Source organism: uncultured Serinicoccus sp., assembly GCF_947487915.1.
Lineage (GTDB): Bacteria > Actinomycetota > Actinomycetes > Actinomycetales > Dermatophilaceae > Ornithinicoccus.
In genome coordinates this window covers 150834-167825 of record NZ_CANKYH010000001.1, presented here as the reverse complement: position 1 = coordinate 167825, position 16992 = coordinate 150834, and the positions used below count along the sequence as shown (strand labels likewise).

The window sequence follows — 16992 nt, the reverse complement described above, 5'->3', positions numbered from 1 at the left end:
TGGACCTGCCCGGGCCCAGTCGTGCCTGCCCGGGGCTGTCGGTCCCACGCGCTAGCCTGCCGGACGTGACCACTCAGGACTACTCCGCCCGGCACCTCCAGGTTCTCGAAGGCCTCGAGGCGGTGCGCAAGCGCCCGGGGATGTACGTCGGGTCCACGGACTCGCGGGGCCTCATGCACTGTCTCTGGGAGATCATCGACAACGCCGTCGACGAGGCGCTCGGCGGCCACGGTGACCGGATCGAGGTCATCCTGCACCGGGACGGGTCGGTCGAGGTGCGCGACCGGGCGCGCGGCATACCGGTGGACATCGAGCCGCGGACCGGGCTGCCGGGTGTCGAGGTGGTCTTCACCAAGCTGCACGCGGGCGGCAAGTTCGGTGGCGGCTCCTACGCCGCCTCCGGCGGCCTGCACGGGGTGGGGGCCTCGGTCGTCAACGCCCTGTCCTCCCGGCTGGACGTCGAGGTCGACCGCGCCGGGAAGACCTACGGCATGAGCTTCCGGCGGGGCGAGCCGGGCACCTTCGACGACGGGCGCTCCGGGCCGGACCCGGAGGCGAGGTTCAGCCCGTTCGAGCGCAGCAGCGAGCTGGCGGTGGTGGGCAAGGCGCGCCGCGGGGTGACCGGAACCCGGGTGCGCTACTGGGCCGACCCGCAGATCTTCCTGACCAAGGCGGAGTTCGCCTACGACGAGCTCATCGCCCGCGCCCGGCAGACCGCCTTCCTGGTCCCCGGCCTGACGATGGTCGTCCGCGACGAGCGAGGTCTGCCCGGCACCCCTGGCGCGGACGGACCCACGGAGGAGACCTTCGCCTACTCGGGCGGCATCGCGGAGTATGCCGAGTACCTCGCGACCGACCCCGCGGTGACCGACGTGTGGCGGCTGCAGGGGTCGGGCACCTTCACCGAGACCGTGCCCATGCTGGACGAGCTCGGGCACATGGTGTCCCGGGAGACCGAGCGCGAGTGCGAGGTGGACGTGGCGCTGCGCTGGGGCACCGGTTACGACACCAGGGTGCGCAGCTTCGTCAACATCATCACCACGCCGCACGGCGGTACCCACGTGGCGGGGTTCGAGCAGGCGCTCATGAAGGTCTTCCGCAAGCAGCTCGAGCTCAACGCGCGCAAGCTCAAGGTGGGCGGGGACAAGGTCGAGAAGGACGACATCCTGGCGGGCCTCACCGCCGTGGTGACGGTGCGGCTGCCCGAACCGCAGTTCGAGGGTCAGACCAAGGAGGTCCTCGGCACCAGCGCCGTGCGCGCCATCGTCTCGCGCACCGTGGAGCGGGCGCTGACCGAGCGGCTGACCAGCAAGCACCGCGGCGACAAGGCGCAGGCGGCGCTGCTGCTCGACAAGGTCGTCGCGGAGATGAAATCGCGCATCTCGGCTCGCCTGCACAAGGAGACGCAGCGCCGCAAGAACGCCCTCGAGTCCTCCTCGCTGCCGGCCAAGCTGGCCGACTGCCGCAGCAACGACACCGAGCGCTCCGAGCTGTTCATCGTCGAGGGCGACAGCGCGCTGGGGACGGCCAAGCTCGCGCGCAGCAGCGACCACCAGGCGCTGCTGCCGATCCGCGGCAAGATCCTCAACGTGCAGAAGGCCTCGGTCCAGGACATGCTGTCCAACGCCGAGTGCGCGGCCATCATCCAGGTCATCGGTGCCGGCTCCGGGCGGTCCTTCGACCCGGACATGGTCCGCTACGGCAAGGTCATCATCATGACCGACGCGGACGTCGACGGCGCCCACATCCGCACCCTGCTCCTGACCCTCTTCTTCCGCTACATGCGGCCCCTGGTCGACGCGGGCCGGGTCTACGCGGCCATGCCGCCCCTGCACCGGATCGAGGTCAGCGGGGGCCGCGGCCGCAGCACCGGACGCGAGTTCATCTACACCTACACCGAGGCGGAGATGCGGCGGACGGTCGCCACGCTGGAGAAGAAGGGCCGCGTCGTCAAGCAGCCGATGCAGCGCTACAAGGGGCTGGGCGAGATGGACGCCGACCAGCTCGCGGAGACCACGATGGACCCCCGGCACCGGACCCTGCGCAAGATCACCCTCAAGGACGCCGAGCGCGCCGACCGGGTCTTCGACCTGCTCATGGGCTCATCCGTCGCGCCCCGCAAGGACTTCATCGTGGAGTCCGCACACGAGCTGGACCGCCAGCGCATCGACGCCTGACCCGAACCGCCTGCCTGGTGCCCCGTCCGAGGGTGGCGTCCGGAGGGTCTGCGTCGCGATAGACTGGTTCCTCTCCCCGTGGTGCTGCGCGCCCGGGTGACCCCTCAGGACGATCCGTTCCTGGGGGACGACCGGGCGCCACGTCGAGCGCCTGGAGGTAGGTCCGGTCACGCCGCAGGCGTCGAGGCGAGAACCCACCTCGACCCCCCCTGTGAAGAGGTAGCCGATCATGGCCAAGCCCAGTAGCGCCGGCGCGTCCGGCAAGAAGCCCCGCCACACCACGGCCCAGAAGAAGGCCGCCCGCCAGGCGCGGGAGAAGCAGGCCCGCGCCCAGCTCAAGGGCGGGCGCGGAGACCGGCGCAGCGCCTCCCGCGGGGCTGAGGACGGCGGCGCAGACAAGCAGCGCTGGCGGGACCGGGACCAGCGTGACCCCCGTGGTCGCGGGGAGCGGGCCGACCGCCGGGACCGCCCCGAGGGCCGGCAGGAGGGCGGCCAGGACCGTCGCCGCCGTGACTGGGAGCCGCGCGGGGCGCGGCCCGACCGCCGGGAGGACCACCGCCGGTCCTGGGACGACGGTCGGCCGCGGCGCGACCGCGACGAGCGCGGCACGTCCCGCAGCACGCCGCCCGGCCGCCGGGAGGACCGCGAGCACCACCGTCGCCCCGACCGCGACGGCGAGCGCCGCGGCTACCAGGAGCGCACCTGGCGCTCGCACCGCGAGGAGCGCGAGGGTCGCCCCGAGCGCGGGCACCACGACGGGCGCAGCTGGGACTCCGGGCGGCGGCACGAGGACCGTGGTGCCGACCGACGGGACGACCGTGGTGCTCGCCAGGGTCGTCCCGACCAGGGCGGTGAGCGTCGGGAGGACCGGGGCGCCCGTCAGGGCCGCTGGGACGACCGCGGCGACCGCGGCAGCCGGCAGGGTCGCTGGGAGGACCGTGGGGCCGAGCGTCGCGGCGCCCGGTCCTGGGGCCGTGCGGACGAGCGGCGGCCGCAGGACCCCTTCGCCGAGGCGGAGGCCGATCGTGACGCCGCGGACGCGGCATACCAGGAGCGTCGGTCCGCCATGCAGGCCGAGGACGTCGACGCCGCCGTCGAGGCGGACAACGGCTTCGCCGCGCTGGGGCTCCACGAGCAGCTGGTGGCCACCCTCGCGCGGATCGGCATCACGACGCCCTTCCCCATCCAGGCCGCGACCATCCCCGACGCCATGGCGGGTCGCGACCTGCTGGGTCGGGGTCAGACCGGGTCGGGCAAGACCATGGCCTTCGGGCTGCCGCTCCTGGACCGGCTATCCCGGCGGCCGCGCGCCGTCCCCCACCGCCCCCGCGCGGTCATCCTGACACCGACCCGCGAGCTCGCGATGCAGATCGTCGACGCGCTGGCGCCGCTCATGCGGGCCGTCGACCGCCGGTTCGTCCTCGTGGCCGGCGGGATGTCCTACACCCCGCAGCTGCGCGCCCTGGAGAAGGGGGTCGACGTGCTGGTGGCGACCCCCGGCCGCCTCATCGACCTCATCGACCGCAGCGCCGCCGACCTGTCGGAGGTCGAGGTCATGGTCCTCGACGAGGCGGACCACATGGCCGAGATGGGCTTCGTCGAGGCGATCCGCCAGATCCTGGACCGCACACCGCGCGAGGGGCAGCGGCTGCTGTTCTCGGCCACCCTCGACCACGGGGTGGACCAGGTGGCCAAGACCTACCTCAAGGACCCGGTGACCCACTCCACCGACGACGTGCGCGCCAGCGTCACGACGATGGCGCACCACGTCTTCCTGGTGCACCCGCACCACAAGAAGCCGATCACCGCGGCCATCGCCAACCGTCCGGGCCGCACGGTCGTCTTCTGCCGCACCAAGCTGGGCGCGGACCGGGTCGCCCTGCAGCTGCGCGAGTCCGGTGTCTTCGCGGCCGCCCTGCACGGCGGTCTCAACCAGGCGCAGCGGACCAGGGTCCTGGACGCCTTCAAGTCGGGCACCCTCCCGGTGCTGGTGGCCACCGACGTGGCCGCCCGAGGCATCCACGTCGACGACGTCTCGCTCGTCCTGCAGGTCGACCCTCCCGCCGACCACAAGGACTACCTGCACCGCTCGGGCCGCACCGCGCGGGCCGGGGAGGACGGGGTGGTGGTGACCCTGGCCCTGCCGCACCAGAAGCGGCAGGTCTCCCGGATGCTGGATGCGGCCGGTGTCGAGACCGACCCGCAGACGGTGGCGCCCGAGGACCACGCCGTCATCCAGACCGCGGGCGGGTCCGTGCCCGTCGGCGAGCCGGTGCCGCAGAGCCGGCTGGACGAGGTCATGCGTCCCAAGCGCCCCGCCGGTCGACGTCCTGGCGGCGGTGGTCGCCGCCAGGGACCCGGTCCCTCCGGTGGCCGTCGAGGCCCCCAGGGTGACCGACGCCCCCGTCAGGGTGGCGACCGACGTCCGGACCGCCGGCCGCGCTCGGAGGACCGCCGCTCGGACTGGCGTCCGCGGGACTGACAGCGAACACGCCCCTGGCCGCCCGGCTCGACCACGCCGGGCGGCCACGGGCGACTACCATCGGGCCATGAGCTCCACCCACGACGCCGTGGTGGTCGGTGGCGGGCACAACGGCCTCACCGCTGCGGCCTACCTCGCCCGGGCAGGCCGCTCGGTCCTGCTGCTCGAGCGCTCGTCGGCCCTGGGCGGCGCGACGGTGTCCGCGGAGGCCTTCCCCGGGACGGGCGCCCGGCTCTCGCGCTACTCCTACCTCGTGAGCCTGATGCCCCGGCAGATCGCCCGTGACCTGTCGCTGTCGTTGTCGCTGGCCCGGCGTCGCTACTCGTCCTACACCCCGTCGGCGGGGTCGACGGCCGGTCTGCTCATCGACCACGGCGACCCGGCGGCGACCGCCGCCTCCTTCGCCGCCGTCGGCGCCGCGGCCGACGCGCCGCGCTGGGAGGGGTTCTACGCCCGGGTCGAGGAGCTGTCGCGGGCGGTGTGGCCGACGGTCACCCAGCCGCTGCTGCGTCGTCGCGAGATGGCGCACCGGATCGGTGACCCGGGCCTGGTCCGCGACTTCCTCGAGCGACCGCTCGGCGAGGTGGTCGAGGCGGCCGTCGCCGACGACCTCGTGCGCGGTGTCATCCTCACCGACGGCCTCATCAGCACCTTCGCGGACCCGCACTCGGCGCACCTGCGGCACAACATCTGCTTCCTCTACCACGTGATCGGCGGCGGCACCGGGGACTGGGACGTCCCGGTCGGGGGCATGGGCGAGGTGTCCGGCCAGCTGGAGCACGCCGCGCGGACGGCGGGGGCGGACCTGCGGACCGGGGCCACGGTCACTTCGCTGGAGGAGGGCGCGGTGACGTGGGAGGACGCGGAGGGTATGCCGCACCGCGCCACGACGAGGCACGTCCTGTGGGCGGCGGCACCGGCGGTGCTCGACGAGGTCGCCGGTGAGGGTCGCGCCCCGTCCGAGCGGGTGGAGGGGTCGCAGGTCAAGGTCAACCTGCTGCTGTCGCGGCTGCCCCGGCTGCGGGACACCGGCGTGGCGCCGGAGGCCGCCTTCGGCGGCACCTTCCACGTCCACGAGACCTACTCCCAGCTGCGGCAGGCCTACGCCGCCGCCGAGGCGGGGGCCGTCCCGGACCCCCTGCCCGCCGAGATCTACTGCCACACGCTGACCGACCCCAGCATCCTGTCGCCGCGGCTGCGGGCCGAGCACCCGCAGGCGCAGACCATGACCGTCTTCTCCCTGCAGACACCCGACCGGCTGCTCGACGGGCGCGGCGCGGACGCCCGGGACGACCTGCAGCGCCGGGTCCTGGAGTCGCTGTCCTCGGTGCTGGCCGAGCCCCTGGAGGACGTCGTCCTCACCGGGCCGGACGGGCGACCGTGCATCGAGACCAGGACCACGCGCGACCTGCAGGACAGCCTGGCCATGCCCGGAGGCAACATCTTCCACGCCCCGCTGGACTGGCCGTGGGCCGATGACGACGACCCGCTCGACACGCCGGCCCGCCGCTGGGGCGTCGACACGGCATACCCCGGCGTGCTGCTGGCCGGCGCCGGGTCGCGGCGCGGGGGAGGCGTGAGCGGTCTCGGCGGCTACCACGCCGTCCGGGCGCTGCTCGAGACCGAGGGCTAGCCTGGTCGGCTCAGCCCTGCTCGCCCGGAGGAGCGGCGTCCGGGTCGGGGAGCTCGGTGTCGTCCACCTCGGGTCGGGCCCGCAGGAAGAGCACGCTGGCGACCAGTCCGCCCCACACGACGAGCATCGCCACGATCATCATGAGCACGGCCGACGTGGTCATCGCTGCTCCTCCTCGAGCTCGGGCCAGGCGCGGAAGTCGGCGTCGTCCCGACCCCGCCAGGGGATGAGGGTCAGCACGAGCGCACCCACCGCGACGACGGCGATGGTGCCCCAGCCGAAGACCAGGAGATACCACCCCGGGTAGCCCTCGTACCCCTCGGTGGCCAGCGTGCGGACCCGCTGGACGAGCATGGTGGTGAGCACCACCGGCGCCAGGCCGCCGATGAGGACGAACCAGACGCGGCCCACCCGGAAGGTCGAGACGCGGTTGAGGTGGGCCCGCAGGACCGGAGCCGTGCGGAAGACCCACACGATGAGCACCGTCATGACGATGGCCGAGACGACGATGCCGATGTTGTTGGCCCACTGGTCGACGGTGTCCAGGGCGATGAGGCCGGAGGTGGTGGAGAACAACCCGATCGAGATGATCGAGCACACCACGCAGACCGCGACGGCGGCCGTGCGGTGGGTCAGCCCGAACTTCTCCTGGACCGAGGCCGCCACGCCGAGCAGGATGGAGATGATGGAGGTGAACCCGGCCAGGACGAGCGCACCGAAGAAGACGGCGCCGAAGAGGTTGCCCCCCGGCATCTCGCTGATGACGGCGGGGAAGGTGACGAAGGACAGGATCGGCCCGGACAGGCCCTCCAGCTGGTCGATGGTCGTGGCCTGCTGCCGGGCCAGGAAGCCCAGGGTCGCGAAGACGCCGATGCCGGCCAGGATCTCGAAGCTGGAGTTGGCGAAGGCGACGACGAGGCCTGAGCTGGTCATGTTGGCCCGGCGCCGCTGGTAGGACGCGTAGGTGACCATGATGCCGAAGGCGATCGACAGGCTGAAGAAGATCTGGCTGTAGGCGGCGATCCACACTCCCGGGTCGGCCAACGCCGCCCAGTCGGGGGTGAAGAGGGCGTTGAGACCGTCGGTGGCGCCCGGGAGGGTGAGCGCCCGCACGACGAGGCCCACGAAGGCGAGGACGAGCAGCGGGATGAAGATGATGTTGACCCGCTGGACCCCCTTGGTGACCCCGAGGGCGATGATGACCAGGACCGCGGCCCACACGAGCACGAGCGGGACGGCCACCCCGGAGACCAGGGTCGTCGAGATCTCCGGGTCCCCGACCTGGAGGTACTCGTCGACGAAGAAGGCGGCCGTGTCCTCCCCCCAGCGCAGGTCGAAGGCGAAGACGAAGTAGCTGAGCGACCAGGCGATCACCGCCGCGTAGTAGACCGCGATGACGAAGCTGAGCACGATCTGGAACCAGCCGAGGGCCTCGGCGGGCCGAGCCATCCGGCGGTAGGACAGCGGCGCCGCCCCGCGGTAGCGGTGACCGACGGCGTAGTCGAGGAAGAGGATGGGGATGCCCGCGGTCAGCAGCGCCACGAGGTAGGGGATGAGGAAGGCGCCGCCGCCGCTCTCGTAGGCCACGCCGGGGAAGCGCCAGATGTTGCCCAGGCCGACCGCCGAGCCGACGGCCGCCAGGATGAACCCGGTCGAGCTGGTCCACGTCTCGCGCTGCGGTGCCGCTGCGTCATGGTGGGGGGCCACGCGTGCTCCTCGTCCTCGTCCTCGGTCGTCGGGTCCGGCCGGTCAGCCGCCGGTGGCGGCCAGGTGGTCGATGGCGTAGCCGTAGCCGCGCAGGCCGGCCCCCGCGACGACCACCTCGGCCACGGGAGAGATGAACGAGGTGTGCCGGAACGGCTCGCGGGCGTGCGGGTTGGACAGGTGCACCTCGACGACCCGGACCCCGGTCCCCTTGATCGCGTCCAGCAGCGCGACCGAGGTATGCGTGTAGGCGCCGGCGTTGAGCACGACCCCGACGACGTCCGGATCGGCGCCGGCCTCCTGCAGGGCGCCCACCAGCTCGCCCTCGTGGTTGCTCTGGCGGCAGGAGACCTCCAGCCCGTGGGCGGCGGCCCGCTGCGCGCACCAGGCCTCGACGTCGGCGAGGGTGTCGGTGCCGTAGACGGCCGGCTCGCGGGTGCCGAGCAGGTTGAGGTTGGGTCCGTTGAGGACGACGATGCGCCGTGCCATGGGGCATACGTTCTCACACCACGGGGGCGCCGCAGAAGAACTAGTCTGCCGCCATGGTCCTGGGCGAGGCGAGCGACGGCGGGGCACCCGCCGGGCCGTCGGGGCGGGCGCACCCGGGGGACGGCGTGCTCGGTGTGGACGCCTGCCGGGCCGGCTGGGTCGGAGCGTTCCTGGGGCCCGAGGGTCGCGGCGCGGTGTCGGTCGTCGTGGCACCCACCGTCGCGCTGCTCCTGCGGCTCGGCGGCGCGGTCCCGGTGGTGGGGGTGGACATCCCCATCGGCCTTCCCGACAGCGGACGGCGCGAGGCGGACGTGTGCACCCGCCGGTTCCTCGGCGGCGCCAAGTCCTCCTCGGTCTTCACCACGCCGACCCGGGCGGCCCTCGTGGAGCCCGACTACGCCACGGCCAACGTCCGCAACCGGGAGCGCGCGGGGATGGGGCTGTCGCGCCAGGCGCACGCCCTGCGGGAGAGCATCCTTCAGGTGGACGCCTGGGTCCGGGCCGGCACCGGCTGCCGGGTCGTCGAGGTCCACCCGGAGGCCAGCTTCGCCATGATGACCGGTGCCACCCTGACCACCCGCAAGCGCACCCCCGAGGGCCAGCGAGAACGGCGGGCCGCGCTCGCCGGCTGCGGCATCCAGGCCCCGCCCGCGGCGCCGCGGGGCGCCGGGCTCGACGACGTGCTCGACGCCTGCGCCGCGGCCTGGAGCGCCCACCGTGCCCGGACCGGGGCCGCCCGCACGTTCCCGGACGAGCCCGAGGTCTTCAGCGACGGCATCCCTGCGGCCATCCACGTCTGACGCCCGCCACCCGCCCGACCACCCCCGACGACCCTCCCGACGACACCCGCCCCGGCCCGCAGCAGGATGGACCGGGAACGACCGCCACCGCCACGACCCAGGAGCCCCGATGAGCACCCACACCGTCCCGACCTTCGAGGCGAGCACGCCGACGGCATACCGCATGCTCGTCGGGGGAGAGTGGGTCGAGGCCGCCGACGGCCGGACCCTGGAGGTCATCACGCCGATCGACCGCCGGCGGGTGATCGCGACGACCCCCCGGGCGGGCGCTCAGGATGTCGAGCGGGCGGTCGCCGCGGCCCGGGAGGCCCAGCCGCGATGGGCCTCGCTGCCCTCCACCGAGCGGCAGCGCGCACTGCTGCGCATCGCCGACGACCTCTCGGACGCCGCCGAGGACCTCGCCACGCTCACCGCCCTGGACACCGGCAACGCGCTGCGCACCCAGGCACGACCGGAGGCGTTGCTGCTGGCCTCCGCGTTCCGCTACTTCGCCGGTCTCGCCGGCGAGCTGAAGGGGGTCACCCTCCCGAGCGGCACCGACGCCCTGTCCCTGTCCCGGAGGGTGCCCGTCGGGGTGGTGGCCGGGATCCTGCCGTGGAACAGCCCGCTCATGATCGCCGCCTTCAAGCTGCCGGCGGCGCTCGTCAGCGGCAACGCGATGATCCTCAAGGCCGCGGAGGACGCCCCCACGACGATCCTCGAGCTCGCGCGCGTCTGCGAGCGCCACCTGCCGCCCGGTGTCCTCGGGGTGCTCACCGGCTACGGCGCGGAGGTGGGGCAGGCGCTCGTCGAGCACCCGGGCGTGGACAAGGTGTCCTTCACCGGGTCGACGGCGACCGGGTCGGGCGTGGCGGCCGCCGCGGGGGAGCGGCTCGCGCACGTCAGCCTCGAGCTCGGGGGCAAGAGCCCGTGCATCGTCTTCCCGGACTCCGACACCGACGAGGTGGTCGAGGAGATGCTGCTGGCGACCCGCTTCGCCCGGCAGGGGCAGAGCTGCACCTCGGGGTCGCGGCTGTTCCTGCACGAGTCGGTGCACGACAGCTTCCTCGACCGGCTGGTGGACCGGGTGTCGCGGCTCGTGGTCGGTGACCCCCGGGAGGAGGCCACCGACATCGGCTGCATCATCAACCAGCGTCAGTGGGACCGGGTGCAGGGCTACGTCGACGACGCGCTGGCGACCGACGGGATCCGGGTGGCCCACGACGGGCGGCCAGCCCTCACCGTCGGGGAGCCCGGCTTCTACCACGCGCCGATGATCCTCAGCCAGGTCGACAACAGCTGGCGCATCGCCCGGGAGGAGGTCTTCGGGCCGGTCCTGTCGGTGATCCCCTGGCGCGAGGAGGACGAGGTGGTCGCGATGGCCAACGACAGCCACTACGGGCTCGCCGCCTTCGTCTTCGCCCGCGACATCGGTATGGCGCTGCGCACCGCCCAGCGGGTCGAGTCCGGGTGGGTGCAGGTCAACCAGGGGGGCGGTCAGCAGGTCGGCCAGTCCTACGGCGGCATGAAGGCGAGCGGCCACGGCCGGGAGTTCTCCCTGGAGGGCATGCTCGAGGGGTTCACCCAGATCCAGCAGATCAACGTCCGGCTCGGCTGACGCCGGCCGGCCCGTCGCGGTCCGTTGACACGCCCGTGACCTGCGTGCGAGGCTCGTATAAGAGCGCTCTCACATGCGTGTCACCAACCAGACAGGAACCCTCATGGCCACGACGTCCGCCTTCCCTTCCGGCTTCCTCTTCGGTTCGGCCACGGCGGCCTACCAGATCGAGGGGGCGGCGCACGAGGACGGTCGTGGTGACTGCATCTGGGACACCTTCGCCGCCACCCCCGGGGCCGTGCTCGGCGGCCAGAACGGCGAGGTGGCCTGCGACCACTACCACCGCATGCCGCAGGACGTGCAGCTCATGCGCTCGCTGAACCTCGGCGCCTACCGGTTCTCGATCTCGTGGCCGCGGGTGTGCCCGGACGGGCGGACGGTCGACCCGCGCGGGCTCGACTTCTACTCCCGTCTGGTCGACGAGCTGCTCGAGCAGGACATCGTCCCGTGGGTCACGCTCTACCACTGGGACCTGCCCCAGGCGCTCGAGGACGCGGGGGGGTGGCCGGCCAGGGACACGGTGGAGCGTTTCACCGACTACGCCCTCACGGTGCACGACCGGCTCGGGGACCGGGTGCAGAAGCTCACCACGCTCAACGAGCCGTGGTGCTCGGCCTTCCTCGGCTACGCCGCCGGCGTGCACGCGCCGGGGCGGACCGTGCCCAGCGACGCGCTGCGGGCGGCCCACCACCTGCTCCTCGCCCACGGCCGCGCGGTCAAGGCCCTGCGCGAGCGGGACCCGCAGCTGGAGCTGGGCCTGACCCTCAACTTCGCCGACGCCCAGCCGCAGCGGCCCGACTCCCCGGCCGACCAGGACGCGGCCCGGCGCATCGACGGGCTGGCCAACCGCTACTTCATCGAGCCGATCGTCCGCGGTGCCTACGCCGAGGACGTGCTGGAGGACCTGGCCGAGCTCTGGCCCGAGGACCTCGTCCAGGACGGCGACATGGAGGACATCAGCACCCCCATCGACGTCCTGGGGGTCAACTTCTACAGCGGCACGGCGGTGACCGGCTGCGACCCTGCCGTGGCGCCGGACGCCGCGCGGCAGGCGCGCACCTACGACCAGCCCACCCCGAACGTCGGGTCCGAGCACGTCCGGAGCGTGCGACGCGGCCTGCCGGTCACCCACATGGGCTGGGAGATCGGGCCGCAGTGGCTGGGCGACCTGCTGCTGCGGCTGCACCGCGACTACACGGGAGATGCGGGTATCCGCCTCTACGTCACCGAGAACGGCGCCGCGATGCCCGACCTCGCCGACGAGGACGGTGCGGTGGACGACCAGGACCGGATCGCCTACCTCGACGGCCACCTGCGGGCGGTCCGGGAGGCGATGGAGCAGGGAGCGGACGTGCGCGGCTACTTCGTCTGGTCGCTGCTGGACAACTATGAGTGGGCCTTCGGCTACACCAAGCGGTTCGGCATCGTGCGGGTCGACTACGACACCCAGCGGCGCATCCCCAAGGCCAGTGCGCGCTGGTTCGCGGACCTCGCGGCCTCCGGCGCCCTTCCCGGCGAAGGCGGACGCGGCTGACGGCACCTCGGGCGGGTCTGGCGACCGGCCCGGCCCTCCCGGCGGCCGACCCACGCCGGTCGACGGCGGTGCGTCAGCTCTTCACGGCACCGGCCGTGATGCCGCCGACGATCTGCCGGCCGAAGATGGCCGTCACGACGATCAGCGGCACGGTCGCGATGACGGTGCCGGCGAGGATGACGGCGATGTCCGGTGTGTAGCCGGCCCCGATCCCCGCGACCGCCACCTGGATCGTCGGGGAGTTGCGCACCGCGATGAACGGCCAGAGGAAGTCGTTCCAGGAGGCCATGAAGGACAGGATCCCGAGCACGGCCATGCCCGGCCGCGCGATGGGGAGCACGATCGAGAAGAGGATGCGGTTCAGCCCGGCGCCGTCGACCGTCGCCGCCTCGATGAGCTCGTCCGGCAGCGCCTGGCTGATGTACTGCCGCATGAAGAACACGCCGAACGCCGTGACGGCCGCCGGCAGGATGACCGAGGCCAGGTTGTTGACGAGCCCGAGCCGGCTCATGACGACGTACAACGGCACGATCCCGAGGGTCGGGGGGATGGTCAGCGTGGCCAGGGCGATGCCGAACAGCGCGGTGCGGCCGGTGAACCTCAGCTTGGCGAAGGCGAAGCCGGCGATGGTGCAGAAGAAGACCGTGGAGGCGGTGACCGTGCCCGAGACGACCAGTGACCGCCCCAGAGCCTCGAACAGCTCGGCCTGATCCAGCGCGCGGGCCAGGTTGTCGAACAACCCCGGCCCGGGAAACAGCGGTGGCTGGCCGTCGTAGAGGTCCGACGGGGTGTGCGAGGCCGCCACGATCGAGTAGTAGAGCGGGAAGAGGAACAGCAGCGCCGTGATCGTCAGGGCGACGTAGGTGCCCACGCCGGCCTGGTCCTGCCGGCGGTAGCGACGCCGGGTCGGTGACCCGGTCGGGGCGGCCGCCGGAGGCCGTCCTGCGGTGTCGGTGTCCCTGGTCATCGGGCGCCTCCTGACGGTGTCGTGCGGATCGGTCGGTCACGCATCTTCAGGCGGGCCAGGCCGGTATTGAGCAGGACCAGGGCGATGACCAGCACGAGCAGGACCATGGCGATGGCCGAGGCCCGCCCGAGGCGGCCGAAGGTGAAGGCCACCTCGTACATGTACATGGCGATGACCTGGTACTGCCCCAGCGCGCCGCCCCCGGCGCCGTTGCCGAAGAGGAACGGCTCGGTGAACAGCTGGGTCGCCCCGATGGTGGACACCACGATGGTGAACAGGATCGTGGGACGCAGGCCGGGGAGGGTCACGTGCAGGAACTGGTGCCACCGGCTGGCGCCGTCGATGGCGGCCGCCTCGTAGAGGTCCTGCGGGATCGACTGCATACCGGCGAGGTAGATGAGGGCGTTGTAGCCCGCCCAGTGCCAGGTGACGATGACGGCGATCGCGAACTGCGCCGTCCACTTGCCGTTGGTCCACGAGACGGGGTCCAGCCCGACCAGCCCGATGAGCACGTTGGCCAGACCTCCCGCGCTGTTGGAGAAGATCGAGCCGAAGACCAGGGTCGCGGCCACCAGCGAGGTGGCGTAGGGGATGATCATCGACACGCGGAAGAAGTTGCGCAGCCGCATGCTGTAGTTGAGCTGATGGGCCAGGGCGAGGGCGATGCACAGCTGGGGGACGGTGGACAGCAGCCCGATGGTCAGCGTGTTGAGGAGCGCGTTGTAGAACGCGTCGCTCCCGAACAGCCAGACGTAGTTCTCCAGGCCCAGGAACTGCGGGTCGCCGCCCCCCAGGCGGAACTCGAAGAAGCTGAGCCAGAGGGTGAAGGCGAGCGGGAACAGGCCGAACGCCCCGAAGAGCAGGAAGAACGGCGAGATGTAGCCGTAGGGCGCGAACCGCTCGGCGAGCGAGCGGCGCTGGCGGGGCCCGGGCGAGGTCGTCCTGGACCCGGCGGCCTCACGGTCGGGTGGGGCGTCGACGGACATGGGGTGCCTTGTCTGTGGGGCGGTGCCTGGTCTGGGCGGGCGGCCCCCGTCGGGTGCGGGGGCCGCCGGCGGTGCAGGCCGGCGGACGGCGGGTCAGCCGGCCTGGTTCTCGATGTTCTGCACCGCGGTGTTCCAGGCGTCCTCCGGGGAGACGTCGTTGGTGCGCACCGAGACCAGGGCCTCGGTCAGCGCGACGTCGATGACGCCGTCGTCCACGCCGAGGGGCTGGTCCGGGGCGGACGCGTAGGAGGCGCTGAAGATCTCGCCGATGGGGGCGTCGCTGAAGTAGGCGTCCGTGACGTCGCGCACCTGCTCGACCGAGTCGCTGTGCGAGGGGAAGGACAGGCCCTGGTTGAAGAGCTCGTTCTGCGACTCGGCGCTGGTGAGGAAGGCGGCCAGCTGGATCGCGGCCCCGGCGTTCTCGCTGGTGCGGGGCACCGAGAGGTAGGAGCCTCCCCAGTTGCCGCCCAGCTCCTGGGGCAGCGGCATGACCGACCAGTTGCCGGCGTTCTCGTCACCGGCCTGCTGCTTGATGTAGCCCAGCATCCAGGCCGGGCAGGCGAGGGTGGCGAAGGCACCCGTGCTCATCGCCGTGTTCCACTCCTGGGAGAACTGCTCGTAGTCCGCCGTCAGGCCCTGCTCGGCGGCGGCCGCCGCGCGCATGAAGGCGGGCCGTACGGTGTCGTTGGTCTCCCACGTGGGCTCTCCCTCCTCGTCGTAGTTGCGCACCGGCTCCACCGAGGTGAGCAGGCGGTAGTAGCCGGACACGGTGTCCATCCACGGCTCACCGGTCGCCTCGGTGTACTCCTGCCCGAGGCTCTCGTAGGCGTCCCAGTCGGTGATCTCCTGCGACAGCTCGTCGGCGGTCGCGGGCAGGCCGGCCTCCTCGAGCTTGTCGGTCCGGAAGCAGATGGCCATCGGGCCCGCGTCGGTGCCGAAGCCCAGGACAGCCCCGTCCTCGGTCGTGATCGCGCCGTTCTTGGCGTCCGGGTAGTCGTCGATGTGGTCGGCCTCGGCGCTCTGGGTCAGGTCGACCCACCGGTCCTGCTGCTGCTGGGTGACCAGGGCCGTCCGGCTGATCTCGATGGGCTGGATGTCGGCCAGCCCGGAGCCCGAGTTGAGCTTGGTCGTCAGGGCGGTCCAGTAGTCCGGCTCGTCCTGGGTCTCCTGGAACTCGATGGTGACGTTCGGGTGCTCGTCCATGTAGGCGTCGAGCAGCCCGGCCTTCTCGTAGTTGTCGAAGATGCCGCCGAAGGAGTCGACGGTGATGGTGACCGGCTCCTCCTCGTCGGGGGCGGCGACGGGCGTCTGCTCCGCCGAGCCGTCCGAACCCCCGGAGCAGGCAGCCAGTGCCAGAGCCCCGACGGTCACGGATGCCAGCAGCCTGGCGGTGGACCTGTGAACACGTGCGGTCATGACCGAACCTCCTGCTCGTTCCCCGTGGGAACGCGAATCGCCGTTGATGTCAGGCTCCCCCCGCACACCGTCGGCGTGAAGTAAGAGCGCTCTCATGTTGCGTCAAGAAACAAACCGCTGTCAAGGGACGGTGACCAGATCGTGACCTTGGCTCACGCGGAGCCGCGCACCCGCAGGGTCGTGGGCAGCAGGACGTGGCGCGGACCGGACCGGCCGTCGATCTGGTCCAGGAGGAGGTCGGCGACCTCACGACCCATCTGGCGGATCGGCTGCCGGACGGTGGTCAACGGGGGCTGGGCGGCCTCGGCCAGTGGGACGTCGTCGAAGCCGACGACGCCGACGTCCTCCGGGACCCGGCGACCCCTCGCCGTCAGCGCCTGGATCGCGCCGACGGCCATGGCGTCGCTCGCGGCGACCACGCCGTCCAGCTGCGGATGGCGGTCCAGCAGGACCTCGGTCGCCTCCCGGCCGCCCTGCACCGTGAACGGCGCGTGGACGGTCCGGTCCTGCGTCGCGGTCAGCCCGCGGCCGGCCAGCTCGAGGTCGAAGCCGGCCCGGCGGTCCTGGGCCGGGGTCATGTCCGCCGGTCCGGCCACGTGGACGACGAAGGCGCGGCGGTCCAGCAGGTAGCCGGCGGCCGCGCGGCCCCCGCCGACGTTGTCCGCGTCCACGAACGCCAGGTCGTCGTCCGCCTCGTGCGGCCGGCCGCACTGCACGACCGGTATGCCGAGGGCCCGGACCGCGTCCGGGAGGGAGTCGGCGCCGTGGAAGGCCCCGAACATCAGGCCGTCGAGGTGGCCGCCGACGATGAACTGCTGCAGCCGGTGCCGGTCGTGCTCGGAGGAGACGATGATGAAGGTCAGCTGACGTTCGCGTGCCGCGACCCCCTCGTGAACCCCCCGGAGCACGGTGGCGAAGAAGGGGTCGAGGAAGACGCTCTCCTCCGGCTCGGAGACGACGAAGGCCACGGCGTCGCTGCGCCGGGTCATGAGCGAGCGCGCGGCGTAGTTGGCGACGTAACCGAGCTCGGCCGCCGCCTCGTGCACCGCCTTGCTGTTCTCCCCCCGGCCCGCCTTGCCGGACAGGATGCGTCCCGCCGTGGCCCGGGACACACCCGCGCGGGCAGCCACCGACTCCAGCGTGGGAGCAGGGACCTTGCGGAACCCGGCCACGGCACCTGCCCTTCTCGACGCACCGACCTGCGGAC

Annotated in this window: 13 protein-coding genes; 6 read left to right on the top strand and 7 right to left on the bottom strand. The window is 72.4% G+C overall.

The genetic code is table 11. The features are described 5' to 3' along the window. Nucleotides 1–65 precede the first annotated feature (65 nt). The 3 genes from Q0795_RS00635 (at nucleotide 66) to Q0795_RS00625 (ending at nucleotide 6292) form a co-directional block, all read left to right on the top strand. The gene (locus tag Q0795_RS00635) at nucleotides 66–2177 is read left to right on the top strand and encodes a DNA topoisomerase IV subunit B (RefSeq protein WP_298885355.1); all 2112 of its coding nucleotides are present in this window, start codon (nucleotides 66–68) and stop codon (nucleotides 2175–2177) included. Between the two features lie 229 nt (nucleotides 2178–2406). Next, on the top strand, nucleotides 2407–4659 hold the full coding sequence (locus Q0795_RS00630; RefSeq protein WP_298885354.1) for a DEAD/DEAH box helicase: 2253 nt from the start codon (nucleotides 2407–2409) through the stop codon (nucleotides 4657–4659). Nucleotides 4660–4726: 67 nt separating this feature from the next. Continuing rightward, the gene (locus Q0795_RS00625; protein ID WP_298885352.1) at nucleotides 4727–6292 is read left to right on the top strand and encodes an NAD(P)/FAD-dependent oxidoreductase; all 1566 of its coding nucleotides are present in this window, start codon (nucleotides 4727–4729) and stop codon (nucleotides 6290–6292) included. Nucleotides 6293–6302: 10 nt separating this feature from the next. Here Q0795_RS00625 and Q0795_RS00620 read toward each other — a convergent pair whose 3' ends face one another. Genes Q0795_RS00620 through Q0795_RS00610 form a run of 3 tightly spaced genes read right to left on the bottom strand, consistent with a single transcriptional unit; the run spans nucleotide 6303 to nucleotide 8485 of the window. Beyond that, complete coding sequence (locus Q0795_RS00620) at nucleotides 6303–6455, bottom strand: methionine/alanine import family NSS transporter small subunit (RefSeq protein ID WP_298885350.1); 153 nt, start codon at nucleotides 6453–6455, stop codon at nucleotides 6303–6305. Beyond that, nucleotides 6452–7999, bottom strand: coding sequence for a sodium-dependent transporter (locus Q0795_RS00615; protein ID WP_298885348.1), 1548 nt, complete (start codon nucleotides 7997–7999; stop codon nucleotides 6452–6454). The genes Q0795_RS00620 and Q0795_RS00615 overlap by 4 nt, the downstream gene beginning before the upstream one ends. Nucleotides 8000–8041: 42 nt before the next feature. Next, a complete protein-coding gene (locus tag Q0795_RS00610) occupies nucleotides 8042–8485 on the bottom strand; it encodes a type II 3-dehydroquinate dehydratase (RefSeq protein WP_298885346.1) in 444 nt (147 codons plus the stop codon). 53 nt (nucleotides 8486–8538) lie between these two features. On the opposite strand from Q0795_RS00610, the gene Q0795_RS00605 reads away from it, so the two are divergent. The 3 genes from Q0795_RS00605 to Q0795_RS00595 all read left to right on the top strand — a co-directional run bounded on the left by Q0795_RS00605 (nucleotide 8539) and on the right by Q0795_RS00595 (nucleotide 12416). Beyond that, on the top strand, nucleotides 8539–9285 hold the full coding sequence (locus Q0795_RS00605; RefSeq protein ID WP_298885344.1) for a DUF429 domain-containing protein: 747 nt from the start codon (nucleotides 8539–8541) through the stop codon (nucleotides 9283–9285). Nucleotides 9286–9394: 109 nt separating this feature from the next. After that, entirely contained in the window at nucleotides 9395–10882 is a 1488-nt protein-coding gene (locus Q0795_RS00600) for an aldehyde dehydrogenase family protein (RefSeq protein ID WP_298885342.1), read from the top strand. Nucleotides 10883–10985: 103 nt separating this feature from the next. Beyond that, the gene (locus tag Q0795_RS00595) at nucleotides 10986–12416 is read left to right on the top strand and encodes a GH1 family beta-glucosidase (RefSeq protein ID WP_298885340.1); all 1431 of its coding nucleotides are present in this window, start codon (nucleotides 10986–10988) and stop codon (nucleotides 12414–12416) included. A 73-nt stretch (nucleotides 12417–12489) separates the two neighbouring features. Here the strand turns inward: Q0795_RS00595 and Q0795_RS00590 are convergent, their stop codons facing one another. The 4 genes from Q0795_RS00590 to Q0795_RS00575 form a co-directional block, all read right to left on the bottom strand. After that, on the bottom strand, nucleotides 12490–13383 hold the full coding sequence (locus Q0795_RS00590; RefSeq protein ID WP_298885338.1) for a carbohydrate ABC transporter permease: 894 nt from the start codon (nucleotides 13381–13383) through the stop codon (nucleotides 12490–12492). Continuing rightward, complete coding sequence (locus Q0795_RS00585) at nucleotides 13380–14369, bottom strand: carbohydrate ABC transporter permease (protein ID WP_298885336.1); 990 nt, start codon at nucleotides 14367–14369, stop codon at nucleotides 13380–13382. The genes Q0795_RS00590 and Q0795_RS00585 overlap by 4 nt, the downstream gene beginning before the upstream one ends. Before the next feature lie 93 nt (nucleotides 14370–14462). Further along, nucleotides 14463–15740: an ABC transporter substrate-binding protein gene (locus Q0795_RS00580; protein WP_298885334.1), complete on the bottom strand. Its 1278-nt coding sequence runs from the start codon at nucleotides 15738–15740 to the stop codon at nucleotides 14463–14465. 197 nt (nucleotides 15741–15937) lie between these two features. Then, nucleotides 15938–16957 (bottom strand): LacI family DNA-binding transcriptional regulator, encoded by a 1020-nt coding sequence (locus Q0795_RS00575; protein ID WP_298885332.1) that lies wholly within the window; start codon nucleotides 16955–16957, stop codon nucleotides 15938–15940. Nucleotides 16958–16992: the final 35 nt, after the last annotated feature.

Coding starts and splice junctions, on each gene's coding strand:
- Q0795_RS00610 (WP_298885346.1), bottom strand. CDS start 8,485: ATGGCACGGCGCATCGTCGTCCTCAACGGACCCAACCTCAACCTGCTC.
- Q0795_RS00630 (WP_298885354.1), top strand. CDS start 2,407: ATGGCCAAGCCCAGTAGCGCCGGCGCGTCCGGCAAGAAGCCCCGCCAC.
- Q0795_RS00620 (WP_298885350.1), bottom strand. CDS start 6,455: ATGACCACGTCGGCCGTGCTCATGATGATCGTGGCGATGCTCGTCGTG.
- Q0795_RS00595 (WP_298885340.1), top strand. CDS start 10,986: ATGGCCACGACGTCCGCCTTCCCTTCCGGCTTCCTCTTCGGTTCGGCC.
- Q0795_RS00600 (WP_298885342.1), top strand. CDS start 9,395: ATGAGCACCCACACCGTCCCGACCTTCGAGGCGAGCACGCCGACGGCA.
- Q0795_RS00605 (WP_298885344.1), top strand. CDS start 8,539: ATGGTCCTGGGCGAGGCGAGCGACGGCGGGGCACCCGCCGGGCCGTCG.
- Q0795_RS00590 (WP_298885338.1), bottom strand. CDS start 13,383: ATGACCAGGGACACCGACACCGCAGGACGGCCTCCGGCGGCCGCCCCG.
- Q0795_RS00625 (WP_298885352.1), top strand. CDS start 4,727: ATGAGCTCCACCCACGACGCCGTGGTGGTCGGTGGCGGGCACAACGGC.
- Q0795_RS00585 (WP_298885336.1), bottom strand. CDS start 14,369: ATGTCCGTCGACGCCCCACCCGACCGTGAGGCCGCCGGGTCCAGGACG.